The organism is Kribbella sp. NPDC002412 (genome assembly GCF_053592935.1).
Genome location: NZ_JBSFBL010000015.1, coordinates 118324 through 136395, shown reverse-complemented (window position 1 = coordinate 136395; position 18072 = coordinate 118324). Strand labels below are relative to the sequence as shown.

Genomic DNA, 18072 nt, shown 5'->3' with positions numbered 1-18072 from the left:
CGCTCAGCGCCCGCCTTCGGGAGGTGGTGGGCAGTCGTGTCAGCTGGGCCGCTGGTAGGCGCCGTGCTCTGGGGTCTGCTCGTACCCCGGCTCCGGATACGCACCCTGCTGAGGAGCGGGTTGTCCACCCGGCTCTGCCGTCGGTTGAGCGCCCTGCTGAGAAGCAGCAGGTCCACCTGGCTCAGGTGTCGGGTATCCGCCCGGCTGAGGCATCGGATGCCCACCTTGCTGAGGTCCTGGGTAGGCCTGTTCGGGGCTGCCGTAGCCACCCTGGTCGGGCTGATAACCACCCTGCTGACCTTGCTGAGGTGCCGCGTAGCCGCCGTTCTGCGGAGTCTGCTCGCCCTGGTAACCACGCTGCTCGTGGACTGGGTAGCCGCCCGGCTGCGCAGCTTGCTGTGGTCCTGTGTAGCTACCGTTCTGCGGTGGGTGCTCGGGCCGGTAGCCGCCCTGCTCCTGTGCCGGGTAGCCGCCCTGCTGCGGGCCATGGTCGGAGGCTGCGTAGCCGCCGTTCTGCGGTCGCTGCTCGGTCTGGTAGCCACCTGGCTGCTGCGCTGGGTAGCCGCCTTGCTGGGGTTGCTGGCTGGGCTGCTCGGGGTTTGCGTAGCCGCCGTTCTGCGGTGACTGGGTAGGCCACAGTGGCGTAGTCGGCTGCTGGTCTGCTGGTGGCCAGAACTGCCATTGCTCTTCCGCCTGCTCCCGCGCAGGCTCCTGCCCACCCTGCTCCGGGTACTGCGAAGACTGCTGCCCCTGAGGCGGGTACTGCGCCTCAGCCGGGTATTGCCCCTGCGAGTTCTCCTGCTGCACGGGCTGCTCCTGCGGGTACTGCTGCGGGTGCTGCTCGTGCGCCGGGTGCTGCTCCTGCGCGAGGTGCTCCGGCCGCGCTGGGTGCTCCTGCTGGGAGTGCTGCTGCTGCGCCGGGAGGTCCTGTGACTGTTGCGCGTACTCCTGCGCCTGCGGGTACTGCTGCTCCTGGGTCGGGTAGTCCTGCTCCTGCGGGCCCGGTGCCGGGTACTGCTGGAACTGGTCCGTCTGCTGAGTCTGGTTCGACGGGTCGGACTGCGGCTGTAGGGCTTGCTGGTGCTGTGCCGGCGGTTGCTGGTTGGGCGGGAGGGGTGTGTACGTCTGCTCGTCGGGCGAGGACTGGGGCTGCCACTGCGGGCCGGCTTGCTGGTCGTCGTACGCCGGCTGGTCAGTTGGCTGCTCGTGATACGCCTGAGTGGCTGGTTGCTGCCACTGGGGTACGGGCTCCGGGAGGACCCACTGGGGTGCAGGTGCGGTCTGTGCGCTGTCCTGCTGAGTCTCCGTCAGCGGGAACTCCTGGGTCACCTCAGCCGAAGGCGCCTGCTGCGACTGGCCAGGGGCGCCCTCCGTGTCTACGGAGTGGGCTGCACGGTGCTGGTCGACGGGGGCTGGTGTGGGCTCGGCGTTGGTCGGGGTTGCCGGGTGCTCCTCGGGGAACCACGGCTCGGGTTGCTGGGCGGCGTACGGGTCCGCCTGCGGCTGCGGGTAGGCCGGTGACTCGTACGACACCTGCGGAGCGTAGGACTCGGGCTGCTGCGGGCTGTACGGCGCCGCCTCCGGCTGCTGCAACGTGATGGTCGGAGGCTGCTGCCCGAGGTCAGATTGACCGGGCACGAACTGCGCCTCAGCAGCGTCGCCCCAGCTCTGCGCGGACTGCCCCTGCGAAGCATCCCCCGGCCTGAACTCGCTCTGGGACTGCGGGCCATCGTCCTGAGCAGGTATGGACCAGGACTGCGATGCGTCGTCCTGCGGCGGCGCGGACTGCGCCTGCGGGGCATTGCGCTGAGCGGAGTGAGTCTCCGGATCAGTGTCCTGAGAGGGCGCGGGTTGGGCCTGCGGACCGGCGTCCTGGTCGGGCTGTGGGGTGTTGGCTTGGGGGTTCGGGGTGGTGGTTGGGGGCTCGGGGGTTCTGTGGGGTGGGGCTGGGTGGGACTGGGCGTCCAGGAGGGCTCGGGCTTCGGCCTGGAGGCGTTCGTACTCGTCGGCGGCGCCGGAGGAGTCGGCTACTGGGACTTCCTTGGTGTCCGGCTCGTCTTCTGCTGGTGACTGCCGCGCGGCGGGTGCTGTGGCCGCAGCGTCAGAGGGGTCCGAGGCTGGTGAGGGTGCCGCGGACGAATCGGTGCCATCAGGAGCAGAGTCGGCAGCCGTCGCTCCGACAACTGCGCCGGCGGCCGCGGCGCCTGCCGCGAGCCCGGCTCCGGGCGCGCCTGCCGCGAGTACGGCTGCTCCGGGCGTGCCTGCCGCGCGGTCGGCCGAGCCGGAACTGCTCGCCTGAGACCCAGTCGCTTCGGCCCCGTCCGCCGCGTGCCCAGTCGCTTCGGACCCGTCCGCCGCGCGCCCAGTCGCCGAGGACCCAGCCGCCGGGGACCCGTCGGCTCCAGAACCGCCCGGGCCGGACTCGGCTGGGCGGGGCTCGGCTGGGCCGGGCTCGGCTGGGCCGGGCTCTGCCGGGGCGGATTCGGCCGGCTGGGAGGCGGTGGGTGCATCGGTCGGCTGTGCGGTCGGGGGTTCTGGGAAGTCGCCGCCGACCAGGATTGGCTTCTGGGTGCCGGTGTCGTCGAAGTCGGTGGGGTTGTAGTCGGGGTCCGTGGCGAAGCCGGGGCCGTCGATGATGGGCGAGACGGCTCGCTCGAGGTCGGCGATGCGGCGGTCGCGTTCGGCGACTTCGCGGGCGACGCGTTCGAGGAGGGTGTCGACCTCGTCCATCCGGTAGCCACGGAGCGCGACGCCGAAGCGGGCCGCCTCGATGTCCGTGGCGGTGAGCGCCTGCCGGGCCGGGACGCTGAGGTCGGGCCGGTCGTCGTACGCCGTACTCATGGCACCCCAACGACCCGAGGCCACGACTGCGACAGCCCCGATCAACAGCACCACGATCAGCCCGAAGAACCACATCACGGGACCGATCGTGCCATGCCGACGAAGTCACCCGCACAATCGGACACCGATTCGGCCCTCGGCGTAAGCAGGAAGCCGAGCGTCAGCTGCCGTCGGAGCCCAGCCGGTGCGCCTCGCGCCGTTCGCGGGCCTCCGGGCTGTCCGCCTCGGCCACGTCCCGCGCGGCCACCGCCGCGGCTTCCTCGGCCGCCGCGTCGGCGAGCTCACCGGCCTTGACGATGTAGCTGATCGCCTCGTCCACGTCGTCGGTGACGGCGAACATCTCCAGGTCGGCCGCCGAGATCTTCCCGTCCGCGAGCATCGTCTCGCGCAACCAGTCGACCAGCCCGCTCCAGTACGACGTGCCGAACAGCACGACCGGGAACGACGTCACCTTCCGCGTCTGCGCCAGCGTGAGCGCCTCGAACAGCTCGTCCAGCGTGCCGAACCCGCCCGGCATCACCACGAACCCCTGGGCGTACTTCACGAACATGGTCTTGCGGGTGAAGAAGTAGCGGAAGTTCATCCCGATGTCGACCCACTCGTTCAGGCCGTTCTCGAAGGGCAGCTCGATGCCGAGCCCGACCGACACCCCGCCGGCCTCGGAGGCGCCCTTGTTCGCCGCCTCCATCACGCCCGGTCCCCCACCGGTGATCACCGCGTAACCGGCGCCGACCAACTTCCCCCCGAGCTCCTCCGCGGCGACGTACATCGGGTCGTCCGGCTTGGTCCGGGCCGAGCCGAACACGCTGATCGCGGCCCCGAGCTCGGCCAGCATGCCGAACCCCTCGATGAACTCCGACTGGATCCGCAGCACCCGCCAGGGGTCGGTGTGCACCCAGTCCGACGGCCCGCGGCTGTCCAGCAGCCGCTGCTCCGAGGTCGACTGCTGCACCTGGTTGCGCCGCATCACGACCGGCCCGCGCTGCTTCTGGCCGATCGGACGGTCGGGGTGGATCGAGGGTTCTTCCATACCTCCAGATTAGTGCGGACAGTGACAACGGGCCCGCCGACGCGGGGCCCGCCACGAGGTGTACCTACGCCGTCAACCAGGCTCTCAGGCGCTGTTCACACTGCTCGATGTCCGCCTCGGGCACGAACTCGTCCTGCTTGTGCGCGTACAGCGGGTCACCGGGCCCGTAGTTCACCGCCGGTACGCCGAGCAGCGAGAACCGGGCCACGTCGGTCCACCCGAACTTCGGCTGCGGCTCTCCCCCGACGACCTCCAGGAACGCCGCCGCGGCCGGCCGCTCCAGCCCCGGCAACCCACCCGGTGCCGAGTCGGTGACGACCAGGTCGAATCCCTCGAACACCTCCCGCAGGTGCGCCTCGGCCTCCGCCTCCGACCGGTCCGGCGCGAACCGGTAGTTGATCTCCACCGTGCACAGGTCCGGTACGACGTTGCCCGCGACCCCGCCGCGGATGCCGACCGCGTTCAGCCCCTCGCGGTACTCCAGGCCGTCGATCGGCACCCGGCGCGGTTCGTACGCCGCCAGCCGGGCCAGGATCTCGCCCGCGGCGTGGATCGCGTTCGACCCCATCCAGGACCGGGCCGAGTGCGCCCGCTCGCCGCGGGTGCTGATCTCGACCCGCATGGTGCCCTGGCAGCCGGCCTCGACCACCGCGTTCGACGGCTCCATCACGACCGCGAAGACGCCCTCGAGCAGCTCCGGGTTCGACCGGGTCAGCTTGAACAGGCCGTTCCGCTCGGCCTCGACCTCTTCGCAGTCGTAGAAGACGTAGGTGACGTCCCGGTTCGGCTCGGGCAGCGTCGCCGCCAGCCGCAGCCCGACCGCGAGACCGCCCTTCATGTCGCACGCGCCGAGCCCGTGGATCAGGCCGTCGGCGCGCCGGGCCGGGAGGTTGTCGTTCAGCGGCACGGTGTCGATGTGCCCGGCGATCACGATCCGCTCGTCCCGGCCGATGTCGGTCCGGGCGACCACCGTGTTGCCGTGCCGGAAGACCTTCAGGTGCGGGTACGCCGACAGCGCCTTCTCGATCTTGTCCGCGAGCTTCTCCTCGGCCCCGCTGACCGACTGCAGGTTGACCAGCGCCTCGCACAGGTCGGGGCCGGGCACGGACAGGTCGAGCTTCGCCATCAGGATTCCTCTGCCGGTGGTAGGAACACACAGAACTCGTTGCCCTCGGGGTCGGCGCAGACGTGCCAGCCGATCTCGTCGTCCTTGGGCCGCAGCAGTGTCGCACCGGCGTCCAGGACCGGCTGCAGGGCGGGCGCGGTGACGTCCCAGTGGATCCGGTTCTTCACCGTCTTCGGCTCCGGCACGGACACGAACACCCAGTACTGGAACGGCAGGCCCGGCACGTTCTCCAGCCAGTAGTACGGCGTGCCCGGCTTGCTGCAGAAGTCGCCGCCGACCACCCCGGCCCACCAGCGCGCTTGCGCCTCCGGGTCGACCGAGTCCACCACGAGCTCCATCAGCCGGTACGCCGGGACGGTGTCGCGGACGAAACCGCAGAACTCACCACCCTCCGGGTCCTCCAGCACGGTCCAGTCCCGCTCGTCCGTCGCGGGCGACTGCACGGTCGCGCCCTCCCGCAGCAGGTCGTCGACCGCGCCGGTCTGCACGTCGAGGTGGACCCGCTGCTTGACGGTCTTCGTCTCGGGGACCTGGCACATCCAGATGGTCTTCTGCGGTACGTCGCCGACCAGCACGTTCGGGTTGTCCGCCGGAGCGGTCAGCCCGAGCACCCGCCCCCAGAACGCGACCATGGCACTGGGGCACGAGACGTCCACGCACAAGTCCTTGAACCGGGCCACGCTCATGCCGCCAACCCTAATCCGGACGACCGACAAACACCTGTTTGGTTAGGCTGGCGGACATGCGCGACATCCGGCCCGAGGTGCAGGCGGCTGCTCAGCTCGTCAACGAGACGGTGGGTACGGCGGACGAGGCGGTCGTCCGCGGTCCGTCAGGTCTGCCCGGGTGGTCCCGCGGCCACGTGATCACGCACATCGCGAACTTCTCGGAGGCGATGACGCGGCAGGTCGAGGAGGCCCTCCAGGGCCGGTTGATCGAGGTGTACGACGGCGGACGGCCGGCGCGCGATGCCGGGATCGAGGCCGGTGCGGGCCGCCCGGCCGCGGAGCTCGTGAAGCATCTCCGCGAGGCGACCGGCGCGCTGACGGCCGCGTGGGCCAAGGTCGGCGCCGACGACTGGGAACGCCCGATCATGCACCGCAACAGCAACCTGACCGCCGGCATCTACGCGACGTGGCGCGAGCTCGCCGTACACACCGTCGACCTGGACCTCCAGCCGACCGCAGCCGGCTGGTCGCAGGAGTTCTGCCTCCACCTCCTCGACTTCCTCCGCCCCCGCACGCCCGACGGCGTCCAGCTCACCCTCCACCCCACCGACGGCCCCACCTGGCAGAACGGCGCCGGCCAAGAAGTAGTCCTGACCGGCGCCCTGACCGACCTCACCGCCTGGTACGCCGGCCGCGTCCCACCCGGCCCCATCACCGGAACAACTCCCGAGCTCCTCCCCTGGCCTTAGCTCACGGTGAAGTCGTCTATCTGGATCCAGGTGTCGATGTCGGGGGCGTTGAAGCCGGCGTAGACGGTTAGTTCGTGGACGTTTGGGGGGACGGTGACCGTGACCTCGTGGTGGACGTAACCCGTGGAGGCGCCGAAGGTTTTCGTCGCCAGATCCTGGGTGCCTAAGCGGACGCCGAAGCGGCCCTGGTCGGCGGGGAGGGCGGCGGAGGCGTTGATCCAGGCTCCGAAGGTGTACGTCGTTCCCGGGTTGACGGGGACGGTTTGGTACAGGGCGCTCCAGCCGGTGCAGGTGCAGCGGATCCAGCCGTTGTTGGCGCCGGAGTGGGCGAAGCCGAGACCACGGTCCACGCCGTTGGCCGCCGTACCCTCGAAGAGCCAGGCCGGTTTCCCACCACCTGTTCCCTCGAAGCCACCGTCCGCGAGCTGAGCGACGTACCGGACCGCCAACTCGGACACCGAGGTGTAACTGCGGGTCCCACCAGGCAGGCCGATCACCCGCACTCCGTCGGTCTCCTGCACCGGGAAGGTGATCGTGTAGGTCTTGTTGGCGCCCGCGGACGCGTCACCCGGATACGCAGGCGAGACCGTCTGCGCCGCGACCTCGACCCACGAGCCGTCGACCTTCACCTGCACTCGCGGCCGACCGGTGAAGTACCCACCCTCGGCCGACACTGCCCCGGAAGTGAACTCGACGCGGTTGACCCGATGCCGAGAGGGCCAGGTGTACCCCCACCACGAAGCACCCTTCACCTCGTCGTCGAAGTCGGTCTCGCTCCCGGTCAGCGCACCGTCGTTCAGCACCGCGAGACTGCCCGACTGCGTCGACTTCGAGATCGCCACAGCACCCGTCGACGGCGCCGCCAGGTTGGCATCTCCTGGCAGGTTGCCGGCTGAGCCCGGCACGGACGGCGTCAGCACCAGCTTGCGCAGGTTGAAGTTGTAGACCGACGTGCCGATCCCGCCGCCACCGCACGGGCACACGTTCGCCTGCACGTACATCGTCTTCCCGTCCGGCTGGACGAACTTGGACGGGATGGTCACGCCGTACCCGCCGTACTTCGAGGTCGACCACGGGTACCCGCCGAAGTCCTTGCTGAGGAAGTGTTTCCACGGTCCCCACGGCGTCGGCGCCTCGTAGAACTCGAAGGTGTACTCCGTCCAGGACGTGTACACGTACCGCTTCTGCTTCTCCAGGTACGTGACGCCGCCCTGGCTGATCACGCTGAGGTTCGACGCGTTCGTCCCGTACGTCTGCGCGTACAGCCGCCGCTGGTCGGTCAGCACCGGCTTGCGGTCCGCGATCTTCGAGCTCCACCCGGATCCGGTGTAGAACTTCCACGCGTCCCGGTCCTGCACCTTCCCCTTCGGCACCCGCGCCAGGAACACGCTCTGCGGATCTGCGACGGTGTCGTCGAACGAGTCCCGCCAGTTCCCGTCCAGGCCGTACGCGTACACGTACCCGTCCGGCGCCAGCGCGCCGCCCTTCCCGAAGTCCGCGAACCAGATCGTGGTGAACACGTGGTCGGCGAACATCGGCCGCCGCTTGTCCCACGTCCACGTCCGCCCGTGATCGGTCGACTTGAGGATCGTCGCCGCCGGTACGTCGTTGAAGTCGAGAGCCAGATCCTGGACCGCCAGGTACAGCGTGTCGCCGACGCAGACCATCCCGGTCGGCTTCCGGTTGTACCCGCCGCCGCTCCAGATCGACCCCACCTGGTCACCCCGGGAGATCGTCGCCCCCGCCAGGCTGCCCGGCGATCCGGTGACCTCACTGACGGCGATGTCCGAGAAGTCCTGGTCCAGACTGAACCCCTTGCCATCACCGTTCGCGGTGTACAGCTTGTCGTTCCCGGCCCAGCAGGACGGCCACAGGTCGCCGTCGCTTGCGCTCGGCGTGCCCTTCGACTCGATCTGCGCCGTACCGATGGAGTTGCTCGCAGCAGCAACGGTCGGGTCGGACTGCGCGGAGTCCGTCACGAGCGCCGCCGAGCCGAAGACGAGCGGCAGCACGGCCAGCAAAGCCCCACGTTTCATCGCAAAGCCCTTCACTTGAGACCGGTCGTCTTCATCGCGTCGACCAGGCGGCGCTGGCCGGCGACGAACACCACGACGGTCGGGATGGCCGCGATCACGGCGGCCGCGAGGATGAGGTTCCACGCCGAGGCGTACTGCCCCTGCATGCCGGAGACGCCGAGCTGGATGACCCGCAGGTCCGGGTTCCGGGTGATGGTCAGCGGCCAGAGGAAGGCGTTCCAGTTGGCCAGGAAGAACAGCACCGACAGCGACGCGAGGACCGGCCGGCTGAGCGGCAGGATGACACTCCAGTACCGCCGCCAGTAGCCGCACCCGTCCAGGTCGGCGGCTTCCTCGAGCTCACGCGGGATGTTCAGGTAGTACTGCCGGAGCAGGAAGATGCCGAACGCGTGGAAGATGCTCGGCACGATCAGGCCGGCGTAGCTGTCCAGCAGGCCGAGTTGCTTGGCGACCAGGAACAGCGGCACCAGGATCACCGGCAGAGACACGAGCAGCGTCGACATGATGCCGGAGAAGATGAGCCCGCGGCCGGGGAACCGCAGCCGGGCCAGCGCATACGCCGCCATCGAGTGGAAGAACAACGCCACCACAGTGACCACGACCGACACGATCGCGCTGTTCATCAGGAACGTCGGCATCGGGATCTTGAACAGCACGTACTGCAGGTTGTCCAGCGTCCACCGGGTCGGCCAACCGAAGTTGAACACGTCCTCGACCGGTTTCAGCGCGCTGATCACGATCCACAGCAGCGGCGCCACCGTGATCAGTGCCAGGACATGGGCCAGGGCCGGGACGACGAATCTACTCCTCATCGAAGCGGCCTCCCTTCGTGAACGCGAACATCAAGCCGGTGCAGGCCACCAAGATCGCGACCACGACGGTCGTCAGCGCGGCGGCGTACCCCATGTTGTTGAAGGTGAAGGCCTGCTCGTAGATGTAGAGCACGACCGTGCTCGTGGCGCGGGCCGGACCGCCCTTGGTGAGGACGAAGACCAGGTCGAACGCCTGCAGGCCGGTGACCGCGCCGATCGTCGAGTTCACCACGACGAAGAAGCTGGTCGGCCGCATCAACGGCCAGATCACGAACCGGAACCGTTGCCAGGTACTCGCGCCGTCGATCTCGGCGGCGTCCTCGAGCTCCTTCGGGACGTCCTTGAGCCCGGCCAGCAGCACCAGCATCTGGTAGCCCATCACGAACCAGACGCTGATCACCACATAGGTGCCCAGAGCAAGCGACGGTGTACCGAGGAACGAGACGTCACTCAGACCGAACGGCGCCAGCAGCTTCGACAGCGCACCGCGCTTGTCGACCAGCAGGAACTGCCAGATCAGGCCGACCACGACCAGGCTGACCACGTGCGGCAGGAAGAACGCCGACCGCACCCAGCCGATCCCGCGGAAGTGGTTGCGGACCAGCATCGCCAGCGCGAAGCTCACCACGAACGCGATCGGCACGAACGTCACGACGTACGTCGCGGTGACCTTGAGCGACGCCCAGAGCTGGTCGTCACCGGCCATCAGCTTGTAGTTGGCCAGACCGACGTACTGGTAGTTGCCGAAGCCGTCGACCTTGAAGAACGCGACCCCGAAGGCGAGCACCATCGGCAGCGCGACGAAGACCAGCAGGCCGAGGGTGTCCGGCGCGAGGAAGGCGTACGCCGCCAGCGCCTCGCGCCGTTTCCTGGACATCCCGGTCTTGCCGCGCGCTGCCGAAGCCTTCACCAGGGGCTTCTTGGGCGGAGCAGTCGTGGTGACCATCAGCTGATGGGCGCGCCCTGGTAGGTCTTCAGGAAGGTGTCGATCCGGGACGCCGCGTCGGCTGCCGCCTTGCCCGGGTCGGCCGCGTTCAGCTGGCAGGCCTGGATGGCGTCCGCGATCGGCTGGTACACCTCCGGTGGGAACCGCGGCTCCGGCTTGCCGGTCGGCGCGATCTCGCTGACGAACTGCTTCAGCACACCCTCGGCGAACGCGCCCTTGGCATCCGCGGCCTGCTGCACCGACTTGCGCGGCGGCACGTTCGTCTTCACCACGGTGTTCCACTGCCGCTGCCGTTCGATGCCGGCGGCATCGGTCGAGCCGAGCGCCCAGGCGATGAACTTGGCCGCCGCCTCCGGCTTCTTGCCCTTGGCGTTGGCCACGAACGCCCAGCCGCCGAGGTCGGTGGCCGGCTTGCCGCCCTCCGGGGTCGGGTGCGGGATGATGCCGTACTTGAAGTTCTTGGCCTTGGCCCGCATGTCCGCGACCGCCCAGATACCGCTCTGCTGCATCGCGGCCGCGCCGGAGCCGAGGTTCGAGACCACGTCACCGCCGCCGTCACCTAGCGCCTTGCGCGGCGCCACCTTGTTCTTGATGGTGTCCTGCCAGAACTTCAGCGCCTGTACGGCGGCCGGCGAGTCGAACGCCACCTTGCCGTCCTTGATCGGGGTGCCGTCGCCCTGCCAGAGGAACGGGTACCAGGTGAAGTTCTGGTAGTAGCCGGGCAGTGTCTCGAACATCACGCCGTACCGGTCCTTGCCGGTCAGCTTCTCGGCGACCGCGAGGGTCTGGTCCCAGGTCTTCGGCAGGTCGGCCTCGGACAGCCCGGCCTTCTCGAACGCGGCCTCGCTGTAGTACATCGCGAGCGGCTCGATCTCCATCGGCAGGCCGTACACCTTGCCGTCCACGCTGCGCGCCTCGAGCAGGCCGGGCAGGTAGTCCGCCTTGGACTCGTCGGACAGCGCCGAGCCGAGGTCCTGCAGGACGCCGCCGTTGTAGTAGCGCAGGAAGTCACCCGGGCTGATCAGGAAGATGTCCGGGCCCTGTCCCGACTGGAAGGCGGTCTGCAGCGTGGTCCCGTTCAGGTAGTCCTTGCCGGGGATGTAGCGCAGCTTGACCTTGACGTCGTTGTTCTTGTTCCACTCCTCGACGACGGAGACGAACCACTTGCTCTGCGGGCCCTGGTCGTCGGACGGGCCGTAGAAGTTCCAGAACGACATCTCCTTGGCGTTGCCGCCGGACTCGTCACCACCGCAGGCGGTCAGCAGCGGTACGCCGGTCGCCGAGGCGGCCAGCGCGCCGAGTCCGCCGCGCAGGATCGTGCGCCGGCTGACCGGCGTGGCAGGGAAGGATGTTGCGGCCATCAGGTGCTCCAGGGGTGTCTCGTACGGCCGGCCGTGTTCGAACGGTTTTCGGGGCAATCGATTTCTCGCAATCTACGAGTGACGACCTGGCCGGTCAAGGGGCGGGCCGGTGTCGATGTGATCAGATCGGCCGATTTCCTCGTGCAGGTGAGGGTTTCGACCTGGGTGCAGACGTTGACACTGTCCGATCCCGCTGCCTACTCTGCGGAAATCGATTTCTGAGATGAGAGGGCTTCGGGATGCCAGTTGTGCCGAACCGTGGCGATGTCGAGGCACCACGGGATCTGGTCGCGTTGGGGCTGCAGGCGGCGCGGAACGCGATCGAGACCGAGGCGGCGGCCGTGTCGGCGCTGGCGGACCGGCTGGACGGGGTCTTCCTGGACGTGCTGATCGCGGTCGCCGGCTGCGAGGGTCACCTGGTGGTAACCGGGCTCGGCAAGTCCGGTCTGGTCGGCCGCAAGATCGCCGCCACGCTGGCGAGCACGGGTACGCCGGCAACCTTCATCCACTCCGGCGACGCCCTGCACGGCGACTCCGGTGCGGTGACTTCGCGCGACCTCGTCCTGGCGCTGTCCGCGTCCGGCGAGACCGCGGAGGTGTGCGCCTTCGCGCGGATGCTGCGCGAGCGGGAGATCCCGGTGATCGCGATGACGGGCAACGAGGAGTCCACGCTGGCGCGGATCTCGACGTACACCCTGGACACGATGGTGTTGCGCGAGGCGGATCCTTTGAATCTTGCCCCGACCGCGTCGACCACGGCCGCGCTCGCGATGGGTGACGCGCTGGCCTGCGCGCTCGTCGTACTGCGGGACTTCAGCCACAACGACTTCGCCCGGTTTCATCCATCGGGAGCACTCGGCCGGCGGCTGCAGGGAGAAGACGCATGATCCGGTACGACGTGTGCGTGCTGGGCTCGTTCATGAAGGACCTGGTCGCCTCGGCGGAACGGCGACCGTTGCCCGGTGAGACCTTGCACGGCACCGGGTTCGCCGAGTTCCTTGGCGGGAAGGGCGTCAACCAGGCGATCGCGGCCGCGCGGATGGGCGCGCGGACGGCGATCGTCGGGACGATCGGCGAGGACCGGTACGGCGAGGAGTTCCTCGAGCTGCTGGAGTCCGACGGAGTCGACACCACGTGGGTCGTCCGGCACCCCTCGCTCGGAACCGGTGTCGGACTGCCGTTGGTCCTGCCGGACGGCGGCAACTCGATCATCATCGTGTCCCGCGCCAACGCGGCGATCACTGCCGCCGACGTCGAGGCGGCAACCGACGTACTGACGGCCAGTTCGGTGCTCAGCGTGCAACTGGAGCTCCCGGTCGAGGCGAGCCGAGCTGCCCTCCAGCTCGCCTCGACCGCGGGGGTCACCACGATCCTCACGCCGGCTCCGGTCGGACCGGTCGATCGCTTGCTGGCCTCGTACGTCGACATCCTGGTGCCGAACGAGGTCGAGGCGGCCGCTCTCACCGGACTGGACTGCGACGACGAGTCGCAGGTGCCGGTGATCGCCCGGAAGCTCGCGGACGAGTGGGATCTGCGTGGTTGCGTGGTGACGCTCGGGGCGCGCGGCGCTTTCGTCGTCGACCGCTCCTCTTCGTCCTCCTCGTCGTCTGACGAAGTGTGGATCGAGCCGCATCGGGTGGCGACGGTCGACACCGTTGGCGCCGGCGACGCGTTCTGCGGGTCCCTGGCCGCTTCCCTCGCCGCGGGCGCCGACCTGGTGGACGCCGTACGACTGGCGAACGCAGCCGGTGCTCTGTCGACCACAGTCAACGGAGCCGCCGACTCGGCTCCGGACCGCGCGACCGCCCTCGCCCTGCTGGATGGCGCGGCCTTCTCGGTGGGTCCACCGAGATCGTGAGATCCTTTTCCCCGGATCGGAGTTAGAGTGCGATCCAGACGATCTACTGGACTCCAGCGGGGAGCGGGCATGACGACGATCTACGACGTCGCGCGTAGATCCGGCGTGTCTCCGGCCACCGTCTCGCGGGTGCTGAGCGGTCGGCGCAACGTCGATCCGGAGCTGTCGGAGAAGGTGCGGGCCGCGGTGGCCGAACTCGGCTACCGGCCGAACGGCGTGGCCAGAAACCTTCGCAAATCCAGAACGAACCTGTTGGCCGTTGTCATCTCCGACATCGAGAACCCGTTCTTCACCTCACTGGTCCGCGGTCTCGAGGACGTCGCCCAGACCGAGGGCTACCACGTCGTCCTCTGCAACTCCGACGAGGACCCGGCCAAGGAGGCCGCTTACGCTTCCGCCGTACTGACCGAACAGATGGCCGGCGTGGTGATCTCGCCGACCAGTACGGCGGACGGCGTACTGCAACTCGCGGACGCGAAACTCCCGATGGTGCTGATCGACCGCCGCGTCGACGGGGTCGAGGCCGACACCGTGCTGGTCGACAACGAGCACGGTGCGCATGAGGGTGTGAAGCATCTGATCGACGGTGGCTACCGTCGGATCGCGTGCATCACCGGTCCGCGGAAGGTCAGCACGGCGATGGATCGGCTGGCGGGTTACCGGTCGGCGCTGCGGGCCGGCGGGATCCGGTACGACAAGGACCTGGTCCGGCACGCCGACTTCCGCGAGGCCGGCGGGTACGCCGCGATGGAGAGCCTGCTCGAGCTCCCCGAACCACCCGAGGCCTTGTTCGTCACCAACAACCTGATGACCGTCGGCGCCCTGGAATGCCTGGCCAAGAAGGGCGTTCGCGCCCCCGCCGACATCGCCGTCGTCGGCTTCGACGACATCCCCTGGGCCGACCTCGTCGTCCCCAGCCTCACCACCGTCGCCCAACCCACCTACGAACTCGGCCGCACCGCCGGCCTTCTCCTGAAGGACCGCATCGCCTCCCCCGGCCGCCCCCCATCCACCGTCACCCTCCGAACCGAACTCCACATCCGAGCCACCTCAGCCCCCCGCAAACCCCGCAAGAAGTAACCCGACCCCCGCTAGGCGGCGGCTGTCCCATCAGCCGCCTTCGGCAGCCGGCGCAGATCGCATCCCGCGTGGCGCGGTCGGCGCGGTCGGCGCGGTCGGCGCGGTCGGCGCGGTCGGCGCGGTCGGCGCCGAGTATCGAACCAGTGGACGGGCGCAGAAGGGCACACCTTCCCCACGGCTGTCCCTTTGGGCCACCCTCGGCGGCAGGCGCGCCTCGGGTTCAGTTGACAGGCACCACGTGCAGCGGATGGACCGCTTGGGTTCCGGGGTTCGGAGGCAAGTCGGCCGACGCCGCCACACGCGCGTGGCTGCAGACTTTCGTTGCTCGCGGAAGAGACCGCCAGGTGTGCCGTTGGCTCGCCATCGGGTTCGGCACTTCGGCCTTCGAAGAGCCCGCTCGATCGGCAGGCCGAGCTCCTGCCAGGACGGCGCGCCCCGGTCGCGGTCGAGCCATCGCCGCGGCATCACAGCGAGCCCTCCATCCTCGGCGTCGATCTGTCCACCGGTGAGGTGCATTCCGGCAGCGGCACCGCCTGAGGGGCGGACGAGGCTGTCACGGTCCGCGCCCAACCTCTACCTGACGGCCGTCCGTTCGCGTTGCTCGAGGTCGCTGAATCGTCCGGTCGAGCAGTCATGCGTCTGGTGTTGGTTGGGGTGCTCGGTGGGTGCCGGTGGGGTCTATGTGGAAGGTGAAGCCGTTGGGCGTGGTCCATTCCAGGGTTCTGGGGTCGAGGCGGCGTACCTTCCAGCGGCCGTGGGTTTTGACCCTGTGAGGGAAGCGGCGCAGGGGTGCGAGGTTGGAGGTGTTGGTTTGGCCTGGTGGACCGAGGGGGTCGTAGGGCTGGATGTGGTCCAGGTCCATGGCGGGGTGGGTTTCCCGGGTGCCGTAGGGGAAGAGTTCGACGGGGTGCGTGAGGCGGACGCGTTCGCGGATTCGCTCGGGGATCTCGTAGGCGTCGACGCTGACTGCGTCGTTGAGGTCGATGACTGGCTTGACGGTGTAGGGGGCGTGGCCGATGAGCTCGGTGAGTTGGGTGGCGAGGAGGGGGCCGATGTCTTCGGCGCGCAGGACGCCGGTTCCGGTGGCGAGGGTGTGGTCGGTGAGATGGACGTAGATCTCGGTCTGTCCGGGGTGCAGCTGCCGGCCCGATCGCGGATTGGCGTGGGCGTCGTACCTGATTTGCGCGAGCCGGGCATCCAGGACGCGACGAGCCTCGGCGTCGAGAGGCTCGCCGTCTGCGGTCTCGAGTCGGGGCCCAGGATCGAACGGCTCGACCACCTCAGCGAACGGTGCATCGAACGGGCCGGGGAGATCGCCGTGACTGGGGTGGGCTGCCTCGCGATCGGCCTCTTCATCCAAGTCCGGCTCGGGCCAGTCGGTCAGCAGGTCATCGTCACGCGTCCAACCGGTGGAGTCGCGCCCATCATGTGCAAGATCACCGCGCACGCCACCGCGATCGGGTGCGGCGGGCAACGCGTTGGTCCGAGCAGGAGGCGGGCCAGCGGTAGTTGCATCGCCATCGATCACCCAGCCGCAGGTCGTCGTACGCCCGCCGCCGGTCATCGGAGCTCCGCCTTGATCGGCGGCCGGGTCTGCCGTTGATGCGATTCCCCTGACGATCGAGACGCCAGTTGTCTCGGGGGTCGCGCGGTCTGTGCTCTGGACCTTGGCAGCGCATGTGTCTGGGGCGCTGACCGGACCGATGGGAGCACCGAAGGTCTGAGCGGCGACCAGGGCAGTGCGTTGCTCCTTCGTAGGGCCGGCGATTCGAGTCGCCCCTGGATCGGTGGCAGCGGTTGGCTGAGCCGTGCTCTGGTCTCTAGGACCGCCGGTGTTCTGGGGTGTGGCCGGGCCAGTGGAAGCACCAGCCGTCTGGGTGGTAGGTGAGGCGTAGCCCTTGTCCGCGACCTCTGTGGGCGGGGGTGGTTCGGGAGTGGTGTTGCGGAGGTGCTGATGGGCTTGGTGGAGGAGTTCTTCGGTGTAGCGGGGGTCGGCGATGATGCCGACTGCGTCTGCGCGGCGGCTCTGCAAGGAGGCTGTGTCGCCGAGGATCTTCAGGGCTTCGGCGATGCTTGTGATGCGCGCGTTGAAGCGGATCGCGTGGCCGGAGCCGGTGCGGATGAAGATCTTCTTGGTGCCGTGTTCGTCGGAGCGGCCGACGTACACGCCGCGTTCGCGCTTCTTCTCCTCGGCTTTCGCTCGGGCTGCGTCGGGATCGGCGTGCTTCTTCGCGGCTTCTACGATCTTGTCCAGGCGGCCGGGGGTGAGGGAGTCGACCACCTTTGCGACTCGCTGGTCTACGGTCTTCGCGGCCTCTTGCGATAGTTCCAGGCAGGCGGTGGCGATCTTGCGGGCTTTCCAGGGGGTGGCTTCGCCGGCCAGGACTCTGGCCCAGGTGAAGGGGAAGCGGTGCCGGAGCGCGAGCGCCTGACCGATGTAGTCCGCGGCCGCACCCGGCGAGATCCCGAGCATGACGCCGAACTCGGCCGGGGCGAACTCAGCGATCTCCGGGCAGCCGTCGCCGCCCAGGACTACGGCGCGTTCGCGGCCATCATCGAAGGGACGCCCGGGGCGGGTGCGGCAGGCGTCGGGGTGGTAGCGGTCGGCGTAGATCTGGGCGTGCTCCAGCAGACGCGCCTCGAGCCGGTTGACCTCGGCACGGTGCGCGACGGCCGACTCCAGCAGGTCGACCGTCGGGAGCGACGTCAGATCATCTTCGAACATGTGTTCGATCTTATCTTGTTGCTTGCGATCCCTCAAACCCGATGAGGCTTAGAATCCCTTATCCACAAGGCGAAAAATCACATCTGGCCGGGCGCTATTTGTGCTGCATACTGACGGACGATGGTGCTCAGTCCGGTACGGCGTACTGCGGAGGCGCACCTCTCACCGCCAAGGGTGTGGCGGTCGTTGCCGGATGCAACGGCAGGAGCGTGGTCGTAACACCTGGCGGATGTCTTCGCCTGACTTCGCGATCGGTCGATGGCTGATCGTGCGGAAGTCCGACGGCGGGCTTACCCACCGCGCCGCTGGCGACCGCCGTCCACGTGTGGTTCGCCGCCGACCGCGTGGGGTGACACCGTTCGGTGCACAACGCTCGAGGCAGCCAAGGAAGGTCGCCGGACCGAGATCGGTCCTCCGTTCATCGCCGTCAGGAGTTGGAGCAGACCATGCCGATGCCGCAAGTGCGGGCACACGCTGCCGGAAGTCGAGCAAGGAACTGCTGTCGCGCAGCGGTGGGCTTGCGTGGCCGTCCACCTGACCAGCTGTTGCCCGAGCGGGTGGGCGCACTGACGTGCACCGCCGGCAGCGGCAGGAAGGACACGTGGCGGTGCGAGCGCGAAGTTGTCGAAGCCGGCCACGACCGGCAGACGAGCGCGCGGCGGTCTGCGGCATCTCCATCCAGCCTGAGCAGTAGCCGGGCTCAGGACGCTCGATGTGAGACACCAGTGCGCGCACGCTGCCAACGCGGCCGACAACAACCATTCGCGCAGCGGGTATCCGAGAACTCTTCATCATCCGGCGGAGTCGCCGGCGCCAATCGGGCTGAGGTTGACACCAGTA

At 68.7% G+C, this 18072-nt stretch carries 14 protein-coding genes; 5 read left to right on the top strand and 9 right to left on the bottom strand.

Annotation, left to right across the window (positions count from 1 at the left end):
- Window positions 1-39 precede the first annotated feature (39 nt).
- The 4 genes from ACWCOV_RS15235 to ACWCOV_RS15220 form a co-directional block, all read right to left on the bottom strand.
- Complete coding sequence (locus ACWCOV_RS15235; protein WP_449829862.1) at window positions 40-2916, bottom strand: DivIVA domain-containing protein; 2877 nt, start codon at window positions 2914-2916, stop codon at window positions 40-42.
- Window positions 2917-3001: 85 nt separating this feature from the next.
- Entirely contained in the window at window positions 3002-3871 is an 870-nt protein-coding gene (locus ACWCOV_RS15230) for an LOG family protein (RefSeq protein WP_449829847.1), read from the bottom strand.
- 64 nt (window positions 3872-3935) lie between these two features.
- Window positions 3936-4997: a succinyl-diaminopimelate desuccinylase gene (gene dapE / locus ACWCOV_RS15225; protein ID WP_449829846.1), complete on the bottom strand. Its 1062-nt coding sequence runs from the start codon at window positions 4995-4997 to the stop codon at window positions 3936-3938.
- The gene (locus tag ACWCOV_RS15220; RefSeq protein WP_449829845.1) at window positions 4997-5683 is read right to left on the bottom strand and encodes a VOC family protein; all 687 of its coding nucleotides are present in this window, start codon (window positions 5681-5683) and stop codon (window positions 4997-4999) included. The genes dapE and ACWCOV_RS15220 overlap by 1 nt, the downstream gene beginning before the upstream one ends.
- A gap of 56 nt (window positions 5684-5739) precedes the next feature.
- On the opposite strand from ACWCOV_RS15220, the gene ACWCOV_RS15215 reads away from it, so the two are divergent.
- Complete coding sequence (locus tag ACWCOV_RS15215) at window positions 5740-6414, top strand: maleylpyruvate isomerase family mycothiol-dependent enzyme (RefSeq protein ID WP_449829844.1); 675 nt, start codon at window positions 5740-5742, stop codon at window positions 6412-6414.
- On the opposite strand, the gene ACWCOV_RS15210 is transcribed toward ACWCOV_RS15215, so the two are convergent.
- The 4 genes from ACWCOV_RS15210 to ACWCOV_RS15195 are packed head-to-tail and all read right to left on the bottom strand — an operon-like array spanning window position 6411 to window position 11569.
- A complete protein-coding gene (locus ACWCOV_RS15210; RefSeq protein WP_449829843.1) occupies window positions 6411-8450 on the bottom strand; it encodes a DUF4185 domain-containing protein in 2040 nt (679 codons plus the stop codon). The two genes, ACWCOV_RS15215 and ACWCOV_RS15210, sit on opposite strands and share 4 nt — an antisense overlap.
- Window positions 8451-8461: 11 nt before the next feature.
- On the bottom strand, window positions 8462-9262 hold the full coding sequence (locus tag ACWCOV_RS15205) for a carbohydrate ABC transporter permease (RefSeq protein ID WP_449829842.1): 801 nt from the start codon (window positions 9260-9262) through the stop codon (window positions 8462-8464).
- Window positions 9252-10172 (bottom strand): carbohydrate ABC transporter permease, encoded by a 921-nt coding sequence (locus ACWCOV_RS15200; RefSeq protein WP_449829841.1) that lies wholly within the window; start codon window positions 10170-10172, stop codon window positions 9252-9254. The genes ACWCOV_RS15205 and ACWCOV_RS15200 overlap by 11 nt, the downstream gene beginning before the upstream one ends.
- A gap of 35 nt (window positions 10173-10207) precedes the next feature.
- Entirely contained in the window at window positions 10208-11569 is a 1362-nt protein-coding gene (locus ACWCOV_RS15195) for an ABC transporter substrate-binding protein (protein ID WP_449829840.1), read from the bottom strand.
- Window positions 11570-11647: 78 nt separating this feature from the next.
- On the opposite strand from ACWCOV_RS15195, the gene ACWCOV_RS15190 reads away from it, so the two are divergent.
- From ACWCOV_RS15190 to ACWCOV_RS15175, 4 genes are all read left to right on the top strand, one after another.
- Complete coding sequence (locus tag ACWCOV_RS15190) at window positions 11648-11791, top strand: hypothetical protein (RefSeq protein ID WP_449829839.1); 144 nt, start codon at window positions 11648-11650, stop codon at window positions 11789-11791.
- Between the two features lie 17 nt (window positions 11792-11808).
- Window positions 11809-12456, top strand: a complete 648-nt coding sequence (locus ACWCOV_RS15185) for a KpsF/GutQ family sugar-phosphate isomerase (protein WP_449829838.1) — start codon at window positions 11809-11811, stop codon at window positions 12454-12456.
- Window positions 12453-13427: a ribokinase gene (locus tag ACWCOV_RS15180; RefSeq protein WP_449829837.1), complete on the top strand. Its 975-nt coding sequence runs from the start codon at window positions 12453-12455 to the stop codon at window positions 13425-13427. Before ACWCOV_RS15185 ends, ACWCOV_RS15180 begins: the two co-directional genes overlap by 4 nt.
- A 69-nt stretch (window positions 13428-13496) precedes the next feature.
- The gene (locus ACWCOV_RS15175) at window positions 13497-14507 is read left to right on the top strand and encodes a LacI family DNA-binding transcriptional regulator (protein WP_360523390.1); all 1011 of its coding nucleotides are present in this window, start codon (window positions 13497-13499) and stop codon (window positions 14505-14507) included.
- Between the two features lie 631 nt (window positions 14508-15138).
- Here ACWCOV_RS15175 and ACWCOV_RS15170 read toward each other — a convergent pair.
- On the bottom strand, window positions 15139-17268 hold the full coding sequence (locus ACWCOV_RS15170; protein ID WP_449829836.1) for a DUF222 domain-containing protein: 2130 nt from the start codon (window positions 17266-17268) through the stop codon (window positions 15139-15141).
- Between the last annotated feature and the right edge of the window lie 804 nt (window positions 17269-18072).

Coding starts and splice junctions, on each gene's coding strand:
- ACWCOV_RS15230 (WP_449829847.1), bottom strand. CDS start 3,871: ATGGAAGAACCCTCGATCCACCCCGACCGTCCGATCGGCCAGAAGCAG.
- ACWCOV_RS15205 (WP_449829842.1), bottom strand. CDS start 9,262: ATGAGGAGTAGATTCGTCGTCCCGGCCCTGGCCCATGTCCTGGCACTG.
- ACWCOV_RS15220 (WP_449829845.1), bottom strand. CDS start 5,683: ATGAGCGTGGCCCGGTTCAAGGACTTGTGCGTGGACGTCTCGTGCCCC.
- ACWCOV_RS15235 (WP_449829862.1), bottom strand. CDS start 2,916: ATGTGGTTCTTCGGGCTGATCGTGGTGCTGTTGATCGGGGCTGTCGCA.
- ACWCOV_RS15215 (WP_449829844.1), top strand. CDS start 5,740: ATGCGCGACATCCGGCCCGAGGTGCAGGCGGCTGCTCAGCTCGTCAAC.
- ACWCOV_RS15195 (WP_449829840.1), bottom strand. CDS start 11,569: ATGGCCGCAACATCCTTCCCTGCCACGCCGGTCAGCCGGCGCACGATC.
- ACWCOV_RS15210 (WP_449829843.1), bottom strand. CDS start 8,450: ATGAAACGTGGGGCTTTGCTGGCCGTGCTGCCGCTCGTCTTCGGCTCG.
- dapE (WP_449829846.1), bottom strand. CDS start 4,997: ATGGCGAAGCTCGACCTGTCCGTGCCCGGCCCCGACCTGTGCGAGGCG.
- ACWCOV_RS15180 (WP_449829837.1), top strand. CDS start 12,453: ATGATCCGGTACGACGTGTGCGTGCTGGGCTCGTTCATGAAGGACCTG.
- ACWCOV_RS15175 (WP_360523390.1), top strand. CDS start 13,497: ATGACGACGATCTACGACGTCGCGCGTAGATCCGGCGTGTCTCCGGCC.
- ACWCOV_RS15185 (WP_449829838.1), top strand. CDS start 11,809: ATGCCAGTTGTGCCGAACCGTGGCGATGTCGAGGCACCACGGGATCTG.